The organism is Cribrihabitans pelagius (genome assembly GCF_048820915.1).
GTDB classification, from domain to species: Bacteria; Pseudomonadota; Alphaproteobacteria; order Rhodobacterales; family Rhodobacteraceae; genus Cribrihabitans_A; species Cribrihabitans_A pelagius.
In genome coordinates this window covers 31634-52617 of sequence record NZ_JBMERR010000007.1, presented here as the reverse complement: position 1 = coordinate 52617, position 20984 = coordinate 31634, and the positions used below count along the sequence as shown (strand labels likewise).

The 20984-nt window shown below is 67.2% G+C and carries 15 protein-coding genes; 11 read left to right on the top strand and 4 right to left on the bottom strand.

What is annotated here, in order from left to right; all coding sequences use genetic code 11:
* The first annotated feature begins 3 nt into the window (after positions 1-3).
* From rpmE to ACOHX0_RS07895, 3 genes are all read left to right on the top strand, one after another.
* Entirely contained in the window at positions 4-225 is a 222-nt protein-coding gene (gene rpmE / locus ACOHX0_RS07905) for a 50S ribosomal protein L31 (RefSeq protein ID WP_420676141.1), read from the top strand.
* 108 nt (positions 226-333) lie between these two features.
* Positions 334-2532: a DEAD/DEAH box helicase gene (locus tag ACOHX0_RS07900; RefSeq protein WP_420676140.1), complete on the top strand. Its 2199-nt coding sequence runs from the start codon at positions 334-336 to the stop codon at positions 2530-2532.
* 110 nt (positions 2533-2642) lie between these two features.
* Positions 2643-3452: a division plane positioning ATPase MipZ gene (locus ACOHX0_RS07895; RefSeq protein WP_420676139.1), complete on the top strand. Its 810-nt coding sequence runs from the start codon at positions 2643-2645 to the stop codon at positions 3450-3452.
* 57 nt (positions 3453-3509) lie between these two features.
* On the opposite strand, the gene ACOHX0_RS07890 is transcribed toward ACOHX0_RS07895, so the two are convergent.
* Together ACOHX0_RS07890 and ACOHX0_RS07885 are read right to left on the bottom strand one after the other, a co-directional pair.
* Positions 3510-4736, bottom strand: a complete 1227-nt coding sequence (locus ACOHX0_RS07890; RefSeq protein ID WP_420676138.1) for an adenylate/guanylate cyclase domain-containing protein — start codon at positions 4734-4736, stop codon at positions 3510-3512.
* A 51-nt stretch (positions 4737-4787) separates the two neighbouring features.
* The gene (locus ACOHX0_RS07885; protein ID WP_420676137.1) at positions 4788-5228 is read right to left on the bottom strand and encodes a MarR family winged helix-turn-helix transcriptional regulator; all 441 of its coding nucleotides are present in this window, start codon (positions 5226-5228) and stop codon (positions 4788-4790) included.
* A gap of 71 nt (positions 5229-5299) precedes the next feature.
* Between ACOHX0_RS07885 and hmgA the strand changes: the two genes are divergently transcribed.
* From hmgA to maiA, 6 genes are all read left to right on the top strand, one after another.
* The gene (gene hmgA, locus ACOHX0_RS07880) at positions 5300-6667 is read left to right on the top strand and encodes a homogentisate 1,2-dioxygenase (protein ID WP_420676136.1); all 1368 of its coding nucleotides are present in this window, start codon (positions 5300-5302) and stop codon (positions 6665-6667) included.
* A gap of 106 nt (positions 6668-6773) precedes the next feature.
* Positions 6774-8030: a fumarylacetoacetase gene (gene fahA, locus ACOHX0_RS07875; protein WP_420676135.1), complete on the top strand. Its 1257-nt coding sequence runs from the start codon at positions 6774-6776 to the stop codon at positions 8028-8030.
* Between the two features lie 84 nt (positions 8031-8114).
* Complete coding sequence (locus ACOHX0_RS07870; protein ID WP_420676134.1) at positions 8115-9065, top strand: MBL fold metallo-hydrolase; 951 nt, start codon at positions 8115-8117, stop codon at positions 9063-9065.
* Positions 9066-9240: 175 nt separating this feature from the next.
* Positions 9241-10860, top strand: a complete 1620-nt coding sequence (locus ACOHX0_RS07865; protein WP_420676133.1) for an FAD-dependent oxidoreductase — start codon at positions 9241-9243, stop codon at positions 10858-10860.
* Entirely contained in the window at positions 10857-11075 is a 219-nt protein-coding gene (locus tag ACOHX0_RS07860) for a DUF2783 domain-containing protein (protein WP_420676132.1), read from the top strand. Before ACOHX0_RS07865 ends, ACOHX0_RS07860 begins: the two co-directional genes overlap by 4 nt.
* 46 nt (positions 11076-11121) lie before the next feature.
* Positions 11122-11763 (top strand): maleylacetoacetate isomerase, encoded by a 642-nt coding sequence (gene maiA / locus ACOHX0_RS07855; protein ID WP_420676131.1) that lies wholly within the window; start codon positions 11122-11124, stop codon positions 11761-11763.
* Between the two features lie 4 nt (positions 11764-11767).
* Here the strand turns inward: maiA and ACOHX0_RS07850 are convergent, their stop codons facing one another.
* Positions 11768-13858: a peroxidase family protein gene (locus ACOHX0_RS07850; RefSeq protein WP_420676130.1), complete on the bottom strand. Its 2091-nt coding sequence runs from the start codon at positions 13856-13858 to the stop codon at positions 11768-11770.
* A gap of 386 nt (positions 13859-14244) precedes the next feature.
* On the opposite strand from ACOHX0_RS07850, the gene ACOHX0_RS07845 reads away from it, so the two are divergent.
* Positions 14245-15894: a Glu/Leu/Phe/Val dehydrogenase dimerization domain-containing protein gene (locus tag ACOHX0_RS07845; RefSeq protein ID WP_420676129.1), complete on the top strand. Its 1650-nt coding sequence runs from the start codon at positions 14245-14247 to the stop codon at positions 15892-15894.
* Between the two features lie 92 nt (positions 15895-15986).
* Positions 15987-20120 carry a response regulator gene (locus ACOHX0_RS07840; protein WP_420676128.1) on the top strand — a complete coding sequence of 1378 codons (4134 nt, stop codon included), beginning with the start codon at positions 15987-15989 and terminating at the stop codon, positions 20118-20120.
* 42 nt (positions 20121-20162) lie between these two features.
* Here ACOHX0_RS07840 and ACOHX0_RS07835 read toward each other — a convergent pair whose 3' ends face one another.
* A complete protein-coding gene (locus ACOHX0_RS07835) occupies positions 20163-20852 on the bottom strand; it encodes an autoinducer binding domain-containing protein (RefSeq protein WP_420676127.1) in 690 nt (229 codons plus the stop codon).
* Positions 20853-20984 lie beyond the last annotated feature (132 nt).

The window sequence follows — 20984 nt, the reverse complement described above, 5'->3', positions numbered from 1 at the left end:
ATCATGAAAAAAGACACCCATCCCGAATACCACACCATCAACGTCAAGATGACCGACGGCACCGTCATCCAGATGCGTTCCACCTGGGGCAGCGAAGGCGACCAGCTGTCGCTGGACATCGACCCCACCGTGCACCCGGCCTGGACCGGCGGCACCTCGCGCCTGCTGGATGCCGGCGGCCGCGTCTCCAAGTTCAAGAAGAAATACGAAGGCCTGGGCTTCTAAGCCGCTGCGTATCTCTCGACACATCCCGAAGGCTGCCCCTGACGGGCAGCCTTTTTTCTGTTCTCCCTTACGCGCGGCAGATGGCTGCGCGGGAAAGTTACCCTGCCCGTGAAACAAGCCCTGGCCGACGCGCTGCAACAGCGCGGATATGACACCCTGACCCAAGTGCAGGAGGCGGTGACCAAGCCCGAGGTGGAAGGCCGCGACCTTCTGGTGTCGGCGCAGACCGGTTCTGGCAAGACGGTGGGCTTCGGGCTGGCGCTGGCGCCGGACCTTCTGGGCGAGGGGGAGAGCTTTGGCGAGGCTGCGGCGCCGCTGGCGCTGGTGATTGCGCCCACGCGCGAGCTGGCCTTGCAGGTGAAACACGAGCTGAGCTGGCTTTACGCCGGGGCCAATGCCTCCATCGCCTCTTGCGTCGGCGGCATGGACATGCGCGACGAGCGCCGGGCGCTGGCCCGCGGCGCCCATATCGTCGCCGCCACCCCGGGCCGTCTGCGCGACCACATCATGCGCGGCTCGATCGACCTCAGCGCGTTGCAGGCCGTGGTGCTGGACGAAGCCGACGAGATGCTGGACCTGGGCTTTCGCGAGGATCTGGAGTTCATCCTCGGGGAGGCGCCCGAGGATCGCCGCACGCTGCTGTTCTCGGCCACCGTGCCGCCGGCGATCGCCAACCTTGCGGAGACCTTCCAGAAGGACGCGCTGCGGATCAAGACCGTGGCCGAGACCTCGCAGCATGCCGATATCGAATACCGGCTGATGGCGGTGGCGCAGCAGGATGCGGAAAACGCGATCATCAACGTGCTGCGTTACTACGAGGCGCCGAGCGCGATCATCTTTGCCAACACGCGGGCGATGGTGAACCGGCTGGCAACCCGGCTTTCGAACCGCGGCCTGCCGGTCGTGACGCTTTCGGGCGAGCTGTCCCAGACCGAGCGCAGCCATGCACTGCAAGCGATGCGCGACGGGCGCGCGCGGGTCTGCGTCGCTACCGATGTGGCGGCGCGCGGCATCGACCTGCCGGGGCTTGAGCTGGTGATCCACGCCGAGCTGCCCTCGAACCACGAAACCCTGCTGCACCGTTCGGGCCGCACCGGCCGGGCCGGGCGCAAGGGCGTGAGCGCGCTGATCGTGCCGCCAAAGGCACGCGGCAAGGCGCTGCGCCTGCTGAAATGGGCCAAGCTCACGGCCGAGCACTGCGAAGCCCCCTCGGCTGACGACGTGATGGCGCGCGACGAAGAGCGCATGCTGGGCGATGCGATCTGGCAGGAGCCGGTGGCCGAGGGCGAGCAGTCCACGGTGGAAACCCTGATGGCGCAATTCAGCGCCGAGCAGCTCGCCGCCGCTTATCTGCGTCTTTACCGCAGCCGCCACTCCGCGCCCGAGGAGCTGGGCCCGGCAGACGCCGCCCCGCCCCGCAAGGAGCGCAAGGAACGCCGCGATTTCGGCCCCAGCGTCTGGTTCTCGCTGTCCGGCGGCCGCGCCGCCGGCGCCGATCCCCGCAAGGTGCTGCCGATGCTGTGCAAGGCCGGCAATATCGAGCGCGACGCCATCGGCGCGATCCGGGTGCAGGACAATGAAACCTTCGCCGAGATCAGCGAAAGCGCGGTCGAGGGCTTCCTCGGCGCGCTTGGCGGCAAGACCGAGCTGGAGCCCGGCGTCGAGCTGACCCGCCTGGCAGACGCCCCCAACCTGCCGCCGGCCCCGCGCCGCGGTCCCGGCGGCCCGGGCGGCTTTGGCGGCCCGCGCGGCCCGAAAGGCAAACCGCACCGCGGCAAGCCCGAGGGCGCCCGGCCGGAAGGCGGCAAACCGGACTGGAGCAAACCCCGCGGCGGCGACCGTGAGGGCGGCGGCTACGAGGCGCGCAAGCCTTATCAGGGCAAATCCGAGGGCGCGGCGCCCGCACACCGCAGCAAACCGGGCGGCAAGCCCGGCGGCTTTGGTGCGGACCGCGACAGCCGCCCGCCGCGCAAGGACTGGAAGGACTGGAAGGACAAGCCGCGCCACGACAGCGCGGACGGCAAGGCACCGCGCCGCGACAAGCCGGAGGGCCGCTTCAGCAAGCCCGAACCCGCCGCAGTGGCCAAGCCGCGCGGCCCCAAGGGCGCGTCGGACACCTCCAAGCGGATGGTGAACCCGAACGCCCCTGGCAAGCCGCTGCGCGCCAAAGGGCCAAAACCGCCGGCGGGCAAGCCCACCAGCAAGAAGAACAAGGCCCGCGCGTCCACGGCCTTTGGCGGCAAGGGCGCAAAAGGCGGCGACGCGCGTCCGCAGCGCAAGCCCGCGGGACCCGGAAAACACAAGTGATACACTAAGTTTACCAGCCCGCGCCCGGTGCTTTTCTTGCCCCGGAACACTGCCTATACAGGGCCGGAACAAGGACGTGCGCATGCGCGTATGAGCGAAGGAACCGGTACATGGCGCATATCATTGTCGTCGGAAACGAGAAGGGCGGCGCGGGCAAATCAACTGTTTCCATGCATGTCGCCACCACCCTGGCCCGGCTCGGCCACCGGGTGGCGGCGCTGGATCTCGACCTGCGGCAGCGTTCGCTGGGCCGCTATCTGGAAAACCGCAGGGAGTTCATGGCCAAGGCCGGGCTCGACCTGCCGACGGTGGAAATGCACGAGCTGCCGGAGATCGACGCCGCCAGCCTGCAGCCGGGCGAGAACGTCTATGACCACCGGCTTTCGGCCGCGGTGTCCAGCCTGGAACCGGGCCACGACTTCATCCTGATCGACTGCCCCGGCTCGCACACGCGGCTGAGTCAGGTGGCGCATTCGCTGGCCGACACGCTGATCACGCCGCTGAATGACAGTTTCGTCGATTTCGACCTCCTGGCCCACGTCGACCAGAAGGGCGAGAAGATCACCGGCCCCTCGGTCTATTCCGAGATGGTCTGGAACGCCCGCCAGCTGCGCGCGCAAGCGGGCCTCAAGCCGATCGACTGGATCGTGATCCGCAACCGCGTCGGTACCCAGCGCATGGTCAACAAGGAAAAGATGGAGCGCGCCATCAACATGTTGTCGCGCCGCATCGGCTTCCGCGTGGCGCCGGGGTTCTCTGAGCGGGTGATCTTCCGCGAGCTGTTCCCGCGCGGGCTGACACTGCTGGATCTCAAGGACGTTGGCGTCAAGCAGCTGAACATCTCCAACATCGCGGCGCGCCAGGAGCTGCGCGACATGATGAAGGAGATGAACCTGCCGGGAGTCGAGATCAGCCTCTGATCCCGGCTTCGCCTGTCCCGGCGCCAGGCCCGATGCGCGAGGACCGGGCCGCGGTGCCTAGCAGCCGCAACTGCCGCGGTGGATCGTGTAAAGCTCAATCGGATCGGCGACGCCGCGCAGCATGTAGCGGCCCAGCGACACCAGGTCGTGGCTGGTGCCTTTGGCCGCCGCCTTCACGTCTTCCGACAGGATGATGTTCTGCCCCACCGAGCGGTGCATGCCGGAGATCCGCGCGGTCTGGTTCACCGCCTGGCCGATCACGGTGAAATCCAGCCGGTTCTCCGCCCCGACATTGCCATAGAGGATTTCGCCCGCGTGCACCGCCAGGGTGAAGCCCATGGTGGGCAGATTCTCCGCCTCGCGCGCGGCGTTATGGGCGCGTACCTTGCCGCAAAGCTCGTTGGCGGCGGCAAGCGCGGCGTGGGCGTCCTCCTCGATGCTGCCGAGGTTGAACATGGTCAGCATGCCGTCGCCCATGAACTTCAGGATGTTGCCGCCATGTTCCTGGATGCTCGCCACCGCAAGGCCGAAGTAGCCGTTCAGCATCTCGATCAGCTCTTCCCCGGGCAGCGCCTCGGCCAGCTCGGTGAAGCCTTTGAGGTCGAACAGGCAGAGCACCGCGTCGATCTTCTCGGAGGAGCCGCGCTGGATCTCGCCCGACAGCACCCGACGGCCGGCATCGCGGCCGAGGTAGACCTGCAAAAGATCGCTCGCCATCTGCCGGTTGGAGGAGGATTTCAGTGCCAGCCCCAGATGCGGCAGCGTGGTTCGGATCAGGTCCAGCTCGCGGCTGGTGAAGCCGCCCGCGCGGTCGGTGCTCCAGGAGACCAGCATGCCTTCCTGCGGGTGGCGCGGATCATTGGGGCCGGCCTCCGGCGGGGCAAAGCGCAGGCCCTTGGCGAAATATTCGGTGGCGCCGCGCTCGCGCAGTTCGGACAGCAGCGGGAACTCCTCCGGCGCGCCGCCTTCGATGTTCTCGCGGAATTCCTCCAGGTCGTGCTCCAGGATGTGGAAAAACGGGCTGCGCAGCCATTCCTCCCGCGGGCTCTCGCGGTATTCGTAATGCTCGTGCGAAATGCCCGCGGCGCGGGTCCAGTTGAAACCGATGCCGCCGAACCGCGGGTGGAACGCGCGCTGCGCCAGGTGGAACCGCCACAGCGGCACGCCGGCGTCGGCCAGCCGCAGGCAATAGCCTTGCAGCAGATCCTGCTGCCGCGCACCTTGCAGACCCTGCTCCATCAGCCAGGCGATCAAAGGGCCGGCATTGACGTCAACTTGAATCATTTCTCGCCTTTCAATTCACCGCCTTCATTTGGGGCCTGGCGCGGGCAATGTCTACGCCTCGATCCCTGCTAATTCGCGCAGCATATACCGCAAAATCGCAACCTCGTCCGCGCTGAAGCGGGCACACATCTTCGCATCGAACGCCTGCGCCACCTCGCGCAGGTCGCGGTAGGCCGCCTGTCCCGCCGGGGTCAGCGTCAGATGCTCGGCCCGGCGGTCCGTCTCGTCGCGGCTGCGGGTGACAAAGCGTTTCTGCGACAGCTTCGCCACCGCGCGGCTGATCTTGGTCTTGTGGATCTTCGCCCGCGCGCCGATCTCCTTGGCCGTCATCTGACCGTAGCTGCCCAGGTGGAACAGCACCCGCCATTCGGTGCGCAGCATACCATAGCGGTCCTTGTAATGGCGCTGAAATTCTAGCGAGCTTTCCTCGGCCGCGCGGTTCAGCAGGAAGGGCAGGAAATCCTGCAGGGTGAAATCATCTTTTTCGCTCATTTGCGCTCCCTCTCCCTTGTTGGTTACAAAAACAACTATTACCCCGCAAGCAGCAACAGGAGGAACGTGTCATGAATCGGCCCGCAGATCCGCACCAGATGATCCAGGCCCCCTCGATGGCGGGCCCGCACGAGGGCTACATGCCCGGCTTCGGCAATGACTTCGAGACCGAGGCCCTGCCCGGCGCGCTGCCGCAGGGCATGAACAGCCCGCAGAAATGCAGCTACGGCCTTTATGGCGAGCAGCTGTCCGGCACCGCCTTCACCGCAGACCCGCCGGAGCGCACCTGGAGCTACCGCATCCGCCCCTCTGTCAAGCATTCCCACCGCTACGAGAAGATCGAGCTGCCCTACTGGAAGTCGGCACCGCATGTGGTGGATGATGTCATCAGCCTGGGCCAGTACCGCTGGGACCCGGTTCCCTTGCCCGAGCCGCATTCGGACAAGGGGCTGACCTGGCTCACCGGCATGCGCACCATGACCACCGCGGGCGACGTGAACACGCAGGTCGGCATGGCCAGCCACATCTACCTGATCACCGGGTCGATGGTGGACAGCTACTTCTTCTCTGCCGACTCGGAACTGCTGGTGGTGCCGCAGGAGGGCCGCCTGCGCTTTGCCACCGAGCTCGGCATCATCGACCTCGCGCCGCAGGAAATCGCCATCCTCCCGCGCGGGCTGGTCTACCGGGTCGAGGTGCTCGAAGGCCCGTGCCGCGGTTTTGTCTGCGAAAATTACGGCCAGAAGTTCGAACTGCCCGGCCGCGGACCGATCGGCGCCAACTGCCTTGCCAACCCGCGCGACTTCAAGGCCCCGGTGGCGGCATTTGAAGACCGCGAAGTGCCGTCCACCGTGACCATAAAATGGTGCGGCCAGTTCCACGAGACCAAGATCGGCCATTCGCCGCTGGACGTGGTGGCCTGGCATGGCAACTACGCGCCTTACAAGTATGACCTCAGCACCTACTGCCCGGTGGGCGCGATCCTGTTCGACCACCCGGACCCGTCGATCTTCACCGTGCTGACCGCGCCCTCGGGCGTGCCGGGCACCGCCAACATCGACTTCGTGCTGTTCCGCGAGCGCTGGATGGTGGCCGAGAACACCTTCCGCCCGCCGTGGTACCACAAGAACATCATGTCCGAGCTGATGGGCAACATCTACGGCCAGTATGATGCCAAGCCCAAGGGTTTCGTTCCGGGGGGCATGAGCTTGCACAACATGATGCTGCCGCACGGGCCGGACAAGAACGCCTTCGAGGGCGCGTCCAACGCCGAACTGGGCCCCGAGAAGCTGGACAACACCATGTCCTTCATGTTCGAGACCCGCTTCCCGCAGCACCTGACTGGCTTTGCCGCCAAGGAAGCGCCCTTGCAGGACGACTACATCGACTGCTGGGCCGACATCGAGAAAAAGTTCGACGGCACCCCCGGAGAGAAGTGAAGGTAGAGGGGGCGCTGCCCCCTCTGGGCCTCAGGCGGCCCATTCACCCCCGGAGTATTTCCGGCAAGATGACAAGGATCCCCCGATCCGCAGACCTGGAGGCACCATGCCGCTTCTGAAATCCTGGGTGGCCTCGGCCAATGACGCGGCCCACCCGTTCCCGCTCAACAACCTGCCCTATGGCGTGTTCTCCACCGGCGCGGACGAGCCGCGCTGCGGTGTCGCGATTGGCGGCATGATCCTCGACATGCAGGCCGCGGAGGAGAGCGGCCTGATCCAGCTTGGCGATGCGCCGTTATTCGACGTGCCCTACTGGAACGACCTGATGGAGCAGGGCCCGGCGGTCTGGGCCGCGCTGCGGGCGCGGCTCATGGCGCTGCTTGAGGAGGGCGCCGAGGAGCGCGGCAAGGTGGAGCCGCTGCTGGTGCCGATGGCGGAGGCCGATCTGCACATGCCCTTCGCGGTGAGCGAATACACCGATTTCTACGCCGGCCGCCACCATGCCCAGAACGTCGGCACCATGTTCCGCGGTGCGGAGAACGCGCTGCCGCCGAACTGGCTGCACATCCCGATCGGCTACAACGGGCGGGCCTCTTCGGTGGTGGTCTCGGGCACGGATGTGCGCCGCCCCTGGGGCCAGCTGAAAGGCCCGGATGACGCCAAGCCCCGCTGGGCGCCCTCGGCCCGGTTCGATATCGAGCTGGAGATGGGCGCGATTGTTGGCACCCCGTCGGACGGCCCGATCACCGTGCAGGAGGCCGATGACCACATCTTCGGCTACGTGCTGCTGAACGACTGGTCCGCGCGCGACATCCAAGCCTGGGAATACCAGCCGCTCGGGCCCTTCCAGGCCAAGGCGACCGCAACTTCGATCAGCCCCTGGATCGTCACCAAAGCGGCGCTGGAGCCGTTCCGCTGTGACACGCCGGCACGCGAGGTGGAGCTCTTGGACCACCTGAAGGACTGCGGCCCGATGCTCTATGACATCGAGCTGGAGGTGACGCTGGCGCCCGAAGGCAAGGACGCCACCACCATCGCGCGCACCAACTACCAGGAGATGTACTACTCCGCCGCCCAGCAGCTGGCGCATCACTCCACGTCGGGCTGCCCGATGAACCCAGGCGACCTTCTCGGCTCCGGAACCATCTCCGGGCCCGCCAAAGACAGCCGCGGCTCGCTTCTGGAACTCAGCTGGGGCGGCAAGGAACCCCTGACGCTGGACGGCGGCGAAACCCGCTCCTTCGTCGGGGACGGCGACACCCTGACACTGAAGGGCGCAGCCCGGGGCGATGGCTACACCATCGGCTTCGGCGACTGCACCGGCACCCTCCTGCCCGCCCTCGACGACCCGTTCCAGAGGTAGACCCCCGCCCTTCTTCTGGCCCAAAATATCCCCGCCGGAGGCTCCCTCACTTGGCCTCGGGCGCAGCGCTGAAAGGACAGACCCATGGCCAAGGCATTCGCCTCCCAAGGCGACATGAGCGAAAAGACAATCTCCTTCACCGAAGTTGGCGACGGGCTTTATGCCTTCACCGCAGAGGGCGACCCGAACTCTGGCGTGATTATCGGGGACGACTCCGTGATGATCGTCGAGGCGCAGGCCACCCCGCGGCTGGCGCAGAAGGTGATCGACTGCGTGCGCTCGGTCACCGACAAGCCGATCACCCATGTGGCACTGACCCACTACCACGCCGTCCGCGTGCTCGGCGCCTCGGCCTTCGGGGCGCAGCAGATCCTCATGTCAGAGACGGCGCGCGCGATGGTGGCGGAGCGCGGGCAGGAGGACTGGGACAGCGAGTTCCAGCGCTTCCCCCGGCTGTTTGAAGGCCATGAGAGCATTCCCGGGCTGACCTGGCCGACCACCACTTTCTCGGACCGGATGAGCGTTTTCCTCGGCAACCGCCGGGTTGATCTGATGCATCTGGGCCGCGCCCACACCGCGGGCGATATCGTGATCCACGTGCCGGACCAGAACGTAATGTTCACCGGCGACATCGTCGAATACCACTCGGCCTGCTACTGCGGCGACGGGCATTTTGGAGACTGGGGTACCACGCTCGACGCGATCAAGGCGTTTGACGTGGACGCCATCGCGCCGGGCCGCGGCGATGCGCTGGTCGGCCGCGAGATGGTCAATGCCGCAATCGAGAACACCCGCGACTTCGTCGACAGCACTTACCGCCCGGCGGCACGGGTTGCCGCCCGCAACGGCACTCTGAAGGAGGCTTGGGACGCTGTGCGCAGCGAATGCGACCCGAAGTTCGCGGACTACGCGATCTACGAGCATTGCCTGCCCTTCAACGTCGCCCGCGCCTATGACGAGGCCCGCGGTATCGACACGCCGCGGATCTGGACCGCCCAGCGCGATCTGGAGATGTGGGACGCGTTGCAGGGCTAGACCGCGCCGCATCCCGGGCGCGGTTTGATCCAGATCGTGTCGCGCCTGGCAAACCTGTGAGACACTTGGCTGCCCTCCCGGCGTGCCCCACGCCGTCCGGATGCCGGCCAGATACTGGCCGGACGCCGGGACGCGGCGGAGCCGTGCCGGATGGCACCCACCGAGGGAGGACCCGATGAACCAGATCTTTGAACGCCCCCTGTACCCCTACCAGCGCAGCCCGGATCAGGACGCCCCGGCCCCGGTGCGCCACAAGGTGATCGTGGCGGGCGCAGGCCCGGTCGGGCTGGCCGCGGCCATCGACCTGGCCCAGCAGGGGGTGGACACCGTGGTGCTGGATGACAACGACAAGGTCAGCTTCGGCTCCCGCGCGATCTGTTTTGCCAAGCGGCAACTGGAGATCCTCGACCGGCTGGGTTGCGGCCAGGAGATGGTGGACAAGGGGGTGCAGTGGCACACCGGCAAGGTCTTTTTCGACCACCGCAAAGTCTACGAGTTCGACCTGCTGCCGGAGACCGGCCACCACCGCCCGGCCTTTATCAACCTGCAGCAATACTACTTCGAGGCCTTCCTGGTGAAGCGCCTGCACGAGCTGCAGGAACAGGGCGCCCCGGTGGAGATCCGCGGCCGCAACAAGGTTTCGGCCATCGGCACCCACCAGGACCACGTGACTTTGGAGGTGGACACCCCCGAAGGCGCCTACAACATCGAGGCCGATTGGCTGATCGCCTGCGACGGCGCGCACTCTCCAGCCCGGCGGATGCTGGGCATCGACTTCGCCGGCCGCGTGTTCGAGGACAACTTCCTGATTGCCGACGTGGTGATGGAGGCCGAGTTCCCGGCCGAGCGCTGGTTCTGGTTCGACCCGCCCTTCAACCGCGGCCAGTCGGCGCTTCTGCACAAGCAGCCGGACGGGGTCTGGCGCATCGACCTGCAGCTTGGCTGGGACATCGACAAGGAGCGCGAGAAGCGGCCCGAAAACGTGATCCCGCGGCTGAAGGCGATGCTGGGCGAGGATGTGAAATTCGAATTGGAGTGGGTCTCGATCTACACCTTCCAGTGCCGCCGGATGGAGAAGTTCCGCCATGGCCGGGTGATCTTTGCGGGCGACGCCGCGCATCAGGTCTCTCCCTTTGGCGCGCGCGGGGCCAACTCCGGCTTGCAGGACACCGACAACCTGTGCTGGAAGCTGAAGCTTGTGATCGATGGCAAGGCGCCGGAAGCGCTGCTGGACAGCTACGAGGCGGAACGGATCCAGGGCGCGGAGGAGAACATCCTCAACTCCACCCGCTCGACCGATTTCATCACCCCGAAGTCGGAGATGAGCCGGCTCTTGCGCGATGCGGTGCTGGACCTGTCGGAGCACTATGAATTTGCCCGCCCGCTGGTGAACTCGGGCCGCTTGTCGGTGCCCACGATCCACGACGGCTCGCCGCTGAACTCGGCCGATGCGCTGGATGGCCCCGAGCGCACCCGCCCGGGCGCGCCCTGCCCCGACGCGCCGCTCGGGGACGGTTATCTGCTCGACCGGCTGGGCGGCAAGTTTGTGCTGCTCACCATCGACGCCGCCGCCCCGGACCAGATCGAGGAAGCCGGGATCGAAGTCACCCGGCTGGCGCTTTCGGTGAAGGACGACAAGACACTGGCGCTGAAGGACCGCTACCTGGGCAAGGCCGAAAGCGGGGTCTACCTGATCCGCCCGGATCAGCACATCGCCGCCCGCCGCCCCAGCTATGACGACACCCAGTTCCGGCACGCCATCCGCCGGGCTGCAGGCAAGGAGCACGTGCAATGACCACCACCGATGACCTGATCCTTACCCCCAATATCGAGGGCGCAGATGATTTCTACGCCGACCTCCTCGCCGCGCATGAGGGCCTGAGCAAGGCCGGGAGCGATGCGTATAACGCGCGGCTGGTGCTGGTGCTGGCCAACCACATCGGCGCCCGCACGGTCCTGGCCCAGGCGCTGGAGGCCGCCGCGCGCAAGCCATCGGAGACCGGCGCTTGAGCGGCGGGCAGACAGGCTGCCGCACCCCGGACGGGGGCGGTGCAGGATGAGCGAGGCGGTGCTTTACGACTACTGGCGCTCCTCCGCCAGTTACCGGCTGCGCATTGCGCTGAACCTCGCGGGCGTCGCATATCGCACCGTGCCGGTGGATCTGGCCGCGGGCGAGCACCGCAGCGCCGAACACCTAGCCCGCAACCCGCAGGGCTTCGTGCCGGTCTTGGAGATCGACGGTCTGCGGCTGACCCAGTCACTGGCGATCCTCGACTACCTGGAGGAAACCCGGAACCTCGGCCTGCTGCCCGCCGACCCCGCCCAGCGCGCGAAAGTCCGGGCCCTCGCGCAGTCGGTGGCGGTCGATGTGCACCCGGTGTGCAACCTGCAGGTGGCGCGCCATGCCACCCTGCTCAGCGGCGGCAGGGCCGATATGCCGACGGCCTGGATGCAGCATTTCATCACCCCCGGGCTCAGGGCGTTCGAGGCGCTGCTGCACGGTTTCAACCCCGCGCCGTTCTGCGCCGGAGCGGTCCCGGGGTTCGCCGATATCTGCCTGATGCCGCAGCTCTACAACGCGCGGCGCTGGCAGGCGGAATTCTCCGGCCTGGCGCGGGTGCTGGAGGTGGAGGCGGCCTGCGCAAGCCACCCCGCCTTTGCCGCGGCGCACCCGGACGCCGTGCGGCCCGCGGGCTGAGGTCCTACCAGAGCAGGCTCACGCCCTGCATTTCCAGCTCGGCCAGGCTGATGCCCTCGACCAGCAGCGACCAGCCATCGCCATTGGCAATGCTGACGCCGTGGCGGCTTTCGGTGACTTCGAGCCCAGCGGGATTGCGGCTGTGGAGGCGGATCTGGTCCGCCCCGGTCTCGTAATCGGTGACCCTGTTGGCGCCCGGCTGATGCGTCTTGAACAGGAACACATCGTGACCGGCGCCGCCCTGCAATGTGTTGTCTCCGGGCCCGCCCGTTATAACGTCATCACCTTCGCCACCTTCCAGCAGATCATCGCCCCGGTGGCCGTGCAACACGTCATTGCCCGCGCCCCCTTTCAGCGTATCGTTTCCGCCCAGCCCGTAGAGCATGTCGCGCCCCTCACCGCCGAAGACGAAGTCGTCACCACGGCCGCCCCGCAGAAGATCGTTGCCCCAGCCGCCGTCGAGGCAGTCGGCGCCACGGTTGCCCTTCAGGACATCGTTGCCGGCGCCGCCCTGCAGATCATCGTTTCCGGCGCGGCCAAACAGGTAATCGCGCGCTTCGCCGCCAAAGATGAAATCCGCGTCCCCCGTGCCCTTTAGAACGTCCTGGAAACCGCTGCCGCCGATCCGGTTCATCGCGATGAACACATCCTTCTGGATCGCCTCGATGCCGGTGTTGTTGAGCAGCACATCGGCGAGCGTTGTCTCCCACAGCGCCGCCCGCTCCTCTGCCGCCAGACTGCCGCGGCTGGCGCTCCAATAGGGGTCGCCATCGCGCAGCCGGGAGAACTGATCGACCATGACCGCAGTGAAAGTTTCCCCCAAGAGCCCGCCGCCCGTCGGGTCCTCGGCCAGGCCGCCGACCCAGGCATCGACCAGATCGGTGCCGCCGTAAAGCGCCTCCAGCCGCGCCGCCAGCTCCGCGTCCGAGGTGATGTCGGAGAAGTGCTCCGCCCGTGCCAGCCCCATCGCCTCGCGCAGGTTGTTGTAGCTGGCCACCCCCATGTCGCGGCCGCGCTGGATATTCAGCGCCGCCAGGTCAAAGCCCCCCGCTCCCGGGGGGCCGAACAGGAAGGAGCGCACATCCTCCACAACCTGGGTGTCGATGGCCTGCGACTGCTGATCGGCCGCACCGCGCATGACGTCGTCGATCATGTGTTTCCCGCTCAGCAGATGCGGCTGGAAGAAGGCATCGCGCAGCGCGAGCGGGTCCAGCGCGGTGCCATCCTCAGCCACCCGGTGCAGGTTCGCGGACAGAAGCGTATGGCCCAGCCGGAAGACCACGGTGGAAAACTCGGCCGAAATGCCCGGGTTCACCGTGGCGTCATAGCCCCGGTAGTCCGGCAGCGCGTCCTGTCCGATCAGCAGCGGCAGGAATTCCTTGTAGGTGATCGCCTGAATGACCGCCTCCACCCGCGCCCGCGCGGCGTCAAACAGTGCGTCTTCCGAAAGGTGCGGCATGCGCTCGGCCAGCAAGTCCACCTGGCGGTTATGCTCGCGGGTGAAGATCGTGTGCATCGAGGACAGCGCCGTATTCTCCGCCGCCCGGACATCGCCGGTCAGCAGAGCGCCTTCCTCCAGGTAGAGATAGCCGTCCGCGGTCATCTTCATCCTTCCGCCGTCAATGCGCATGCTCTCCAGCTTTGCAGCGTCCGAGCCATAGATCATCGAGGCATCCATGAAGCCGGTGATCTGATTGACATAGGCGCCGTCCTGCCGGTCCGCCCGGAAGAAATTGATCACCGCATCGCCGCTGCCGAAGGGATCGAAATAGGGGTCCCCTGCAGGCACCGGGATATCTGCGGTCACGCCCCTCCCGGCTTCGGTCAGCGACAGGTCATGGTCCAGAAACTGCCCCCAGATCCACAGGAAGTCCGACAGGCCCGCGGCATTGCCCGGCTCCCCCTGCTGCACCGCGATCAAGTTGGAAATCTCCCGCGGGCTCGGTCTGTCCGCGCCGGACATTTCCCCGTCCGGGCCCAATTCGGACGATGCCAGATGCAGCAGTGCGGTTCCTGCCGCCCCCCAGTCCGGATTTTCCGGGTTCGACGCATAGCCATCGTCCGGCCGCTTGGCCGCATATAAAATTTTGGACATCTGTCCCCCTATTCACTCGTAATTCACACAACAATTCAATGCGCCGTTTCCGGGACCGCAGGGGAACGGTGCCGGACGGCCGCCAACGGCGTATGAGTCGCGGCGGTCCACCCCAGCCGCCGCGCACGCGCACAGAACAGGTTATCACAAATTCGGCATCAGGTGTGAGCAACCGGGCAGGTCCCGGGCACTTTATATTTGCCTGCCGGGACCGCACTTGCCTTGCCAATCCAAGGCGCTGCGCTAGTGCGCGCTGCCAGCGCGGCCCCCGCGCCATCCGTGATCACATCTTGGCGATCAAGCGCCGGTAAAGGTGACTGCGGCGGCAATCTGTATCAGCATGGGGAGGCCGTTTGCCGCCGTTTTGACTGCTGAAAGGACACAGCATGGCCGGCCCGCCTGTCCGCCTCCTCCTGGTTGAGGACAACCCGCTGCACGCAAAGCTTGTCGAACGCCTGATCGAAGGCGCGCCGCAGCTCGACTGCGCGCTGCAGACCGCGGCGAGCCTGGCCGAGGGGCTGTCCTGCCTGGGTGCCGGCGGAGTGGATCTGGTGCTTCTCGACCTGGTGCTGCCCGACAGCCGCGACCTGGAAACCCTGTTCCGGGTCCGCGCCGCGGCGCCCGAGACGCCGGTGGTGGTGCTGACTGCGGTCGATGACCTCAAGCTCGCCGCCAGCGCGGTGGAGGCCGGCGCCAGCGATTACCTGGTGAAATCCGATCTCAACGCGGTCTCGCTGGACCGGGCGATCCGCTACACCCTGGCCCGCGCCCGGGCGCGCACCGCGGAATGGGACTCGCCGATGTTCCGCCTCGCGCAGCAGCAGTTCCTGAAGGCGGCGCAGATCATGGAGCTGGACGACAACATCCGCCAGCGCCTGCTGTTCCCGCAGCGCACGCAGGTGGTTTCCTTCCCCTTCTTCCGCGACGACCGCACCCAGGTGGAAACGGTGTTCGGCTACCGGGTGCAGCATGTGCTGACGATGGGGCCGACCAAGGGCGGGGTGCGCTACCACGAGGACGTGGACCTGGGCGAAGTGGCAGCACTGGCCACCTGGATGACCTGGAAATGCGCGCTGATGCACCTGCCCTTCGGCGGTGCCAAGGGCGGGGTGCGGGTCGATCCAACAGGCTTGTCACGGCACGAGCTGCAGCGGCTGACCCGGCGCTACACCACCGAAATCATCGACATCATTGGCCCCGACAAGGACATCCCTGCCCCCGATATGGGCACCAACGAGCAGGTGATGGCCTGGATGATGGACACCTACAGCCAGCAGGCGGGCTACACCGTGCCCACGGTGGTCACCGGCAAGCCGGTGGTGCTGGGCGGCTCGCTCGGCCGCCGCGAGGCCACCGGCCGCGGCCTCGTCTACATGGTTGAGGCGGCGGCAAAACACAGCGGCCTGGACCTTCAGGGCGCGAGCGCGGTTGTGCAGGGCTTCGGCAACGTCGGCAGCTACACCGCCAAGTTCCTTGAAGAGGCAGGCGCCCGCATCATCGCGGTCAGCGATGTCTCCACCGGGCTCTTCAATCCCAAGGGCCTGCCGGTGCAGGCTCTCATGGAGCACGTCGCGGAGAACCGGGTGCTGAAAGGGTTCACCGGCGGCGAGGCGATCACCAATGCCGAGCTCCTGGAGACCAAATGCGACGTGCTGGCGCTGGCCGCGCTGCAGAACCAGGTGACCGCCGCCAATGCGGACCGCATCCAATGCCGGATCCTGGCCGAGGGCGCCAACGGGCCGACTTCGCTGGAAGCGGATGAAATCCTGAACGAAAGGGGCATCACCATCCTGCCCGACATCCTGGGCAATGCCGGCGGCGTGACCGTGTCATATTTCGAATGGGTGCAGGGCACCCAGAACCTCACCTGGCGGCTGGAGGAGATCAACCGCCGCCTGCGGGAGATCATGCTGAACGCCTTCGAACGCACGGTGGCACGGGCGGCGCGCGGCGGGCTCGACATGCGCACCGCGGCGCTGGTGGAAGGGGTGCAGCGGGTGACCGACGCAAAGCTCCTGCGCGGATTGTTCCCCTGAGGCCCCCAGGCCGTGCCCAGGCCGCGCCGGCCGGGCATGGCTGGGACCCATATCGCACGTGCGCATGATGCGGGGATGGAAAGGCGGGACGGATGCAGAAGGCGCCACATACCGCCGCACCGCCCCGGACTGCGCTGGCAGAACGCATACTGCTGCGCGGCCGGGGCTGGGTGATCGGCACCGTTGCGCTCCTGAGCCTAGCGCTGACGCTGGTAGTGTGGCTGGCGCTGCTGAAGGAAGCGCGCGAAACCCGGGCAGCGGAATTTGCCCGCATGGCCGCGCGCCAGGTCGAAGCGGTGGAACGGCAGCTGTTGCAGGGCGCCTCGGCGCTGGATGCGCTGCATGGTTTCTTTGCCAGCTCGCGCTCGGTCGAGCGGCGCGAGTTCGCCACCTTCTCCCGCCCCTTCCTGGAGAGCCAGCCCAACGTCGATCTCGCGCTTTATGCCCCGGCGGTGCAGAACAATCTGCTGGGCTATTGGGAAAACCTCGGCACCGCTCAGCGCGGGGAGGCCTTCACCATCTTCGAGACCGCCCCGGATGGCAGCCCCCGGGACGTGCAGCCGCGCGGCCTGCATTATCCCGTGTTCTTTGCCCAATCCGCCGTGGCCAGCGCCGCCGGAACGCTGGGCTACGACCTCGCCTCTCAACCGGTGGCGATGGAGGCGATTGCCGCCGCCAAAGGAAGCCGTGGCACCGCCGCCAGCGGATTGCTCCCGCTGCCGGGTCTGCCGCCAGGGCAGGCGCGCATCGCTGTCGTCGGCCTCCATTTCGGCCGCGAGGGCGTGGTCGAGGCGGACCCGCAAGGCGTGGTCGCCGTGGTTCTGCAGGTCAGCGGCATCCTGGCCGCCGTGCAGCAGCAGTTTTCCCGGGACGGTATCGCGCTGCATCTGTTCGACGGCACCAGCGGCGCCTACATGGCGGGTGCGGCGCCGGTTCCGGCAGCGGCGGAGGGGGAAAATCCGGATGCGGAGGCCCTGCTGGCCGCAGCGCCGGTCAGTCACAGCGCCGGTATCCGCTTCCGCAGCCGCGATCTCTTCCTGATCGCCCTGCCCGCTCAGCCCGCGCCGCCCTGGCAGTGGCTGTCGGGCGCCACCGTGGCGCTGGCGGGCGGGCTGGCGGTGACCGGCCTGCTTGCGGCCTTCCTCATCTCGCTCAGCCGTCAGATCGCCGAGCGCAGCCGTGCCGAGGCCGCGCTGCGCGAACACGCGGCGCGGCTGCGCTGCAACCAGGCGATCACCCGCGCCGCCAACGAGGCCGCGGGGCAGGACGACGCGCTGCAAGCGGCGCTGACCGAGATCTGCCGCCACACCGGGTGGCCCGCCGGGCATGTCTACCTCTACGACCCAGCTTCGGGCGAGTTGCATCCTTCCGGCATCTGGCAGCTGCCGGATCCGGACGCCTTTGCCGCCCTGCGCCGGGTCACCGCGGTCACCCGCTTTGCCCCCGGCACCGGGCTGCCCGGGCGGGTCTATAAAAGCGGCCGCCTGGCCTGGATTCCCGATGTCACCCGCGATCCCAACTTCCCGCGCGCGCAACAGGGCGCCGATATCGGCGTCCGCACCGCCGCGGGCTTTCCGGTGACCCATGACGGCCAGGTGGTGGCGGTGCTGGAGTTCTTCTCGGACCAGGTCGAGGAGAAGGACCCCGCGCTGATGGAGATGATGGCGCAGATCGGCGTGCAGCTGGGTATTGTGGTTGCCCGGCAGCGCGCCGAAGCAGAGGTGCAAGAGGCGCGTGCCCGGGCCGAATATGCCAGGACACAGCTGGTGGATGCGATCGAGTCAGTCGAAGAGGGCTTTGTCCTTTATGACGCCGACGACAGGCTGGTCCTGTTCAATTCGGTCTTCCGGGAAAAATTCTACCCGCCGGGGGAAAAGCTGGAGCCGGGGATGACGTTCCACGAAGTGATATCGTCAGCGCTTCGGGCTGGCGGCGGTCTCCTCCGGCCGGCGGAATTGAGCGACGACGAGTTCTTGGAGTCCCGCCTGGCCATTCACCGCAATCCGGGCAAGCCGATAACAGCGGCGACGACGGACGGACGCTGGATTATGATCAGCGAACACAAGACCCGCGATGGCGGCACCGTCTGCGCCTATACCGACATCACCGAGCTGCAGAAGCACCGCACCCGGCTGGAAGAAATGGTGGCCGGGCGCACCGCCGAGCTGAACCAGCGCACAGAGGAGCTGCGCCGCTCTCATGCGGAACTCAAAAAAGCCCGCGACGCGGCGCTGCAGGCGAGCACCGCAAAGAGCCAGTTCCTTGCCAACATGAGCCACGAGATCCGCACGCCGCTGAACGGGGTGATCGGCATGGCCGAGCTGCTCTGCGGCACGAAGCTCACACCGCAGCAGCGCGAATACGCGCAGATCATCATGCAGGCGGGCGACACGCTGCTGGCGCTGATCAACGACATCCTCGACTTCTCCAAGATCGAGGCGGGGCGGCTGGAGCTGGAGACCGCCCCCTTCCGCCTGCGCGACCTTCTGGGCGATACACTGCACACTCTGGCGATGCGGGCGGCCGAAAAAGGGCTGGAGCTGGCGCACCACATCCCGCCCGAAGTGCCCGACCGCCTGATGGGCGACCCGACGCGGCTGCGCCAGATCATCGTCAACCTGGTCGGCAATGCGATCAAGTTTACTGAAGCCGGCGAGGTCATCGTCTACACCCGCCTGGCGGACCAGGACCCAGATCACGTGACGCTGGAGTTTGAGGTGCGCGACACCGGCATCGGCATCCCGGCCGCGCAGCAGGAGCGCATATTCGAGGCCTTCGGCCAGGCCGATGCCTCCACCACCCGGCGATATGGCGGCACCGGGCTGGGGCTGGCGATCTCGGCCCGGCTGGCGCGCAAGATGGGCGGCGGGATGCGGCTGAAAAGCGCCCCCGGCCAGGGCAGCGTGTTCTCCTTCGCGGTGCGGCTGGGACGCGCCAGCGAGGATGACCTGCCGCGCGCCGCCGTGCCGCGGGAGCTGGAGGGGATGACGGTCCTGGTGACCGACGACAACGCCACCAACCGCCGCATTCTGGCGGAGGTTCTGGAGAGCTGGGGCATGGAAGTGGTGCTGAGCGAGGACGCCGTCGGCGCTTTGGCGCGGCTCGATGCGCTGGCGGCGAAAGGCGGCGCGCCGCGGCTGGCGCTGCTCGACCTGATGATGCCGGAAACCGACGGGCTGATGCTGGCGGAACAGATCCGCAGCCGCCCGGCGCTGGATGGAATGTGCATCCTGATGATGTCCTCGGCCGGCTACCCGGACGGCGAGGCGCGGCTGCGCAGGCTGGAGATCCGCCGCCTCTTGGTCAAACCGGTCAAGCAATCGGACCTGCTGAACGCCATCCTGGACGCCGCCGGGCCCGGCCAGATCCCCGCCAGGCCCAGCCGCACCGCTCCGAGGGCTGAACCGGAGACCGGCCCGCCGCCGCTGCACATCCTGCTGGCCGAGGACGGCGTGGTGAACCAGAGGGTGGCGATGGACCTGCTGAGCCGGCAGGGGCACCGGGTCGACCTTGCCGAAAACGGCCGCGCGGCAGCGGATATGGCGGCAGGGACCCGTTATGACGTGGTGCTGATGGACATGCACATGCCGGTTCTGGATGGCGTCGCCGCCGCCCGGGAGATCCGCGCCCGCGAACAGGCAGACGGCCGCCCCCCGGTGCCGATCATCGCCTGCACCGCCAGCGTCACCCCGGCTGACCGCGCCCGCTGCGCCGCCGCCGGGATGAACGGCTTTCTGGGCAAACCCTTCCGCGGCGAGGACCTGCTGCAGGCCGTCGCCGCCGCCCCGGACCAGGCCGGACTCGTCGGCCTCGCGCTGCTGGCCGGTGCCGGAGAGGACGCAGCCGCAGCCGCGGCGGAGGAGGTGCAGACCGCGGAGCGAGAGACCGCGCCAGTGGACTGGCAGGACGCGCTGGGGCGGCTTGGCGACGAAGCGCTCCTGCGGGAGATGGCTGCGCTGTTCCTGACCCAGGCGCCCGGGCTGGCCGATGCAATCGAGACCGCCCGCACCGCAGGCGACGCTGCGGAGCTGCGCCGCGCCGCCCACACGCTGAAGGGCTCCGCCAAGGTGGTGAGCGCATCCGCCGTCGCCGCCCTGGCCGAACAACTGGAAGCCCTCGGCCAGCAGGCCCGGCTCGCTGCCGCGCCGCCCCTGCAACAGCAGCTGGAACGCGAGCTGCAACGCTGCACCCGCGCGCTGGAGGACAAGCTGGCCGCGGCAAGCTAGCGCCGCAGGCAGGCCGGATCATCCGGAGCGCCAGCCCCGCGCCTACCCGGGCAGCGGCGGCTCCACTCCGAACAGGTTGCGCTCCTTCGCCAGATAGCCGAGCCGCGCAGTGGACTTGCAGCCGAACTTCTGCCGCATCCGCAAAAAGCTGCTTTTGACCGCGGACAGCGACAGCCCGACATGGTTTGCGATCTGCTCGTAGGTCAGTTCCTTCTGCACGTGCAGCCGCAGCATCTCGAGCTCTTTTGCCGACAGACTGGGCGGCGGCAGCAAGCTGTTGAAAAAGCTGGTAACGGCGGCATTCAGGCCCTGCATCTCGTCACTCGTGACTTCCCGGTCGTGGCGGGACAGGAACACCATCGAACGCTTGCTGCCAGTCTGGTAGGAAAACGCGGCACCAAAGGCCAGCCCGTAGCGTTTCGACTTCTCCAGGATCTCCACCGGGTCGGGCAGCGCCACTTCAGACCAGCGGATCGCGCCCTCGTTCAGCAAGGCCCATTGGAAAACGGGATCGTGCAGGAAGTAGTTTCCGCCATCGTATTCCTCCTTCCATTTCTCGTGGAAGGAGCATTCGAAATGTTCGTATCCCATGATCGAGAAATTGACCATCAGCGTGTAGCCCGCGGTGCTGACCTGGTTGATGGCCGCCCGGCAGCCGGCAAAGGCATTGGCGATCTTCGTGCTGTTGGCGCCCCCGGCCGGCGGGTTCGATGTGATGATTGTTTCCGTCACGGCTGCCCCTGTCCGTCCCCGTTTGTTCTTGTCCAGCTGCGCCGGACCTCCCTGCGCAACCCAGGTTGCAAACCCTGCGACCGAAGTTGCAGGCTCCCCAACCAAAGTTGCATCGCAAGCAACCATGGTTTG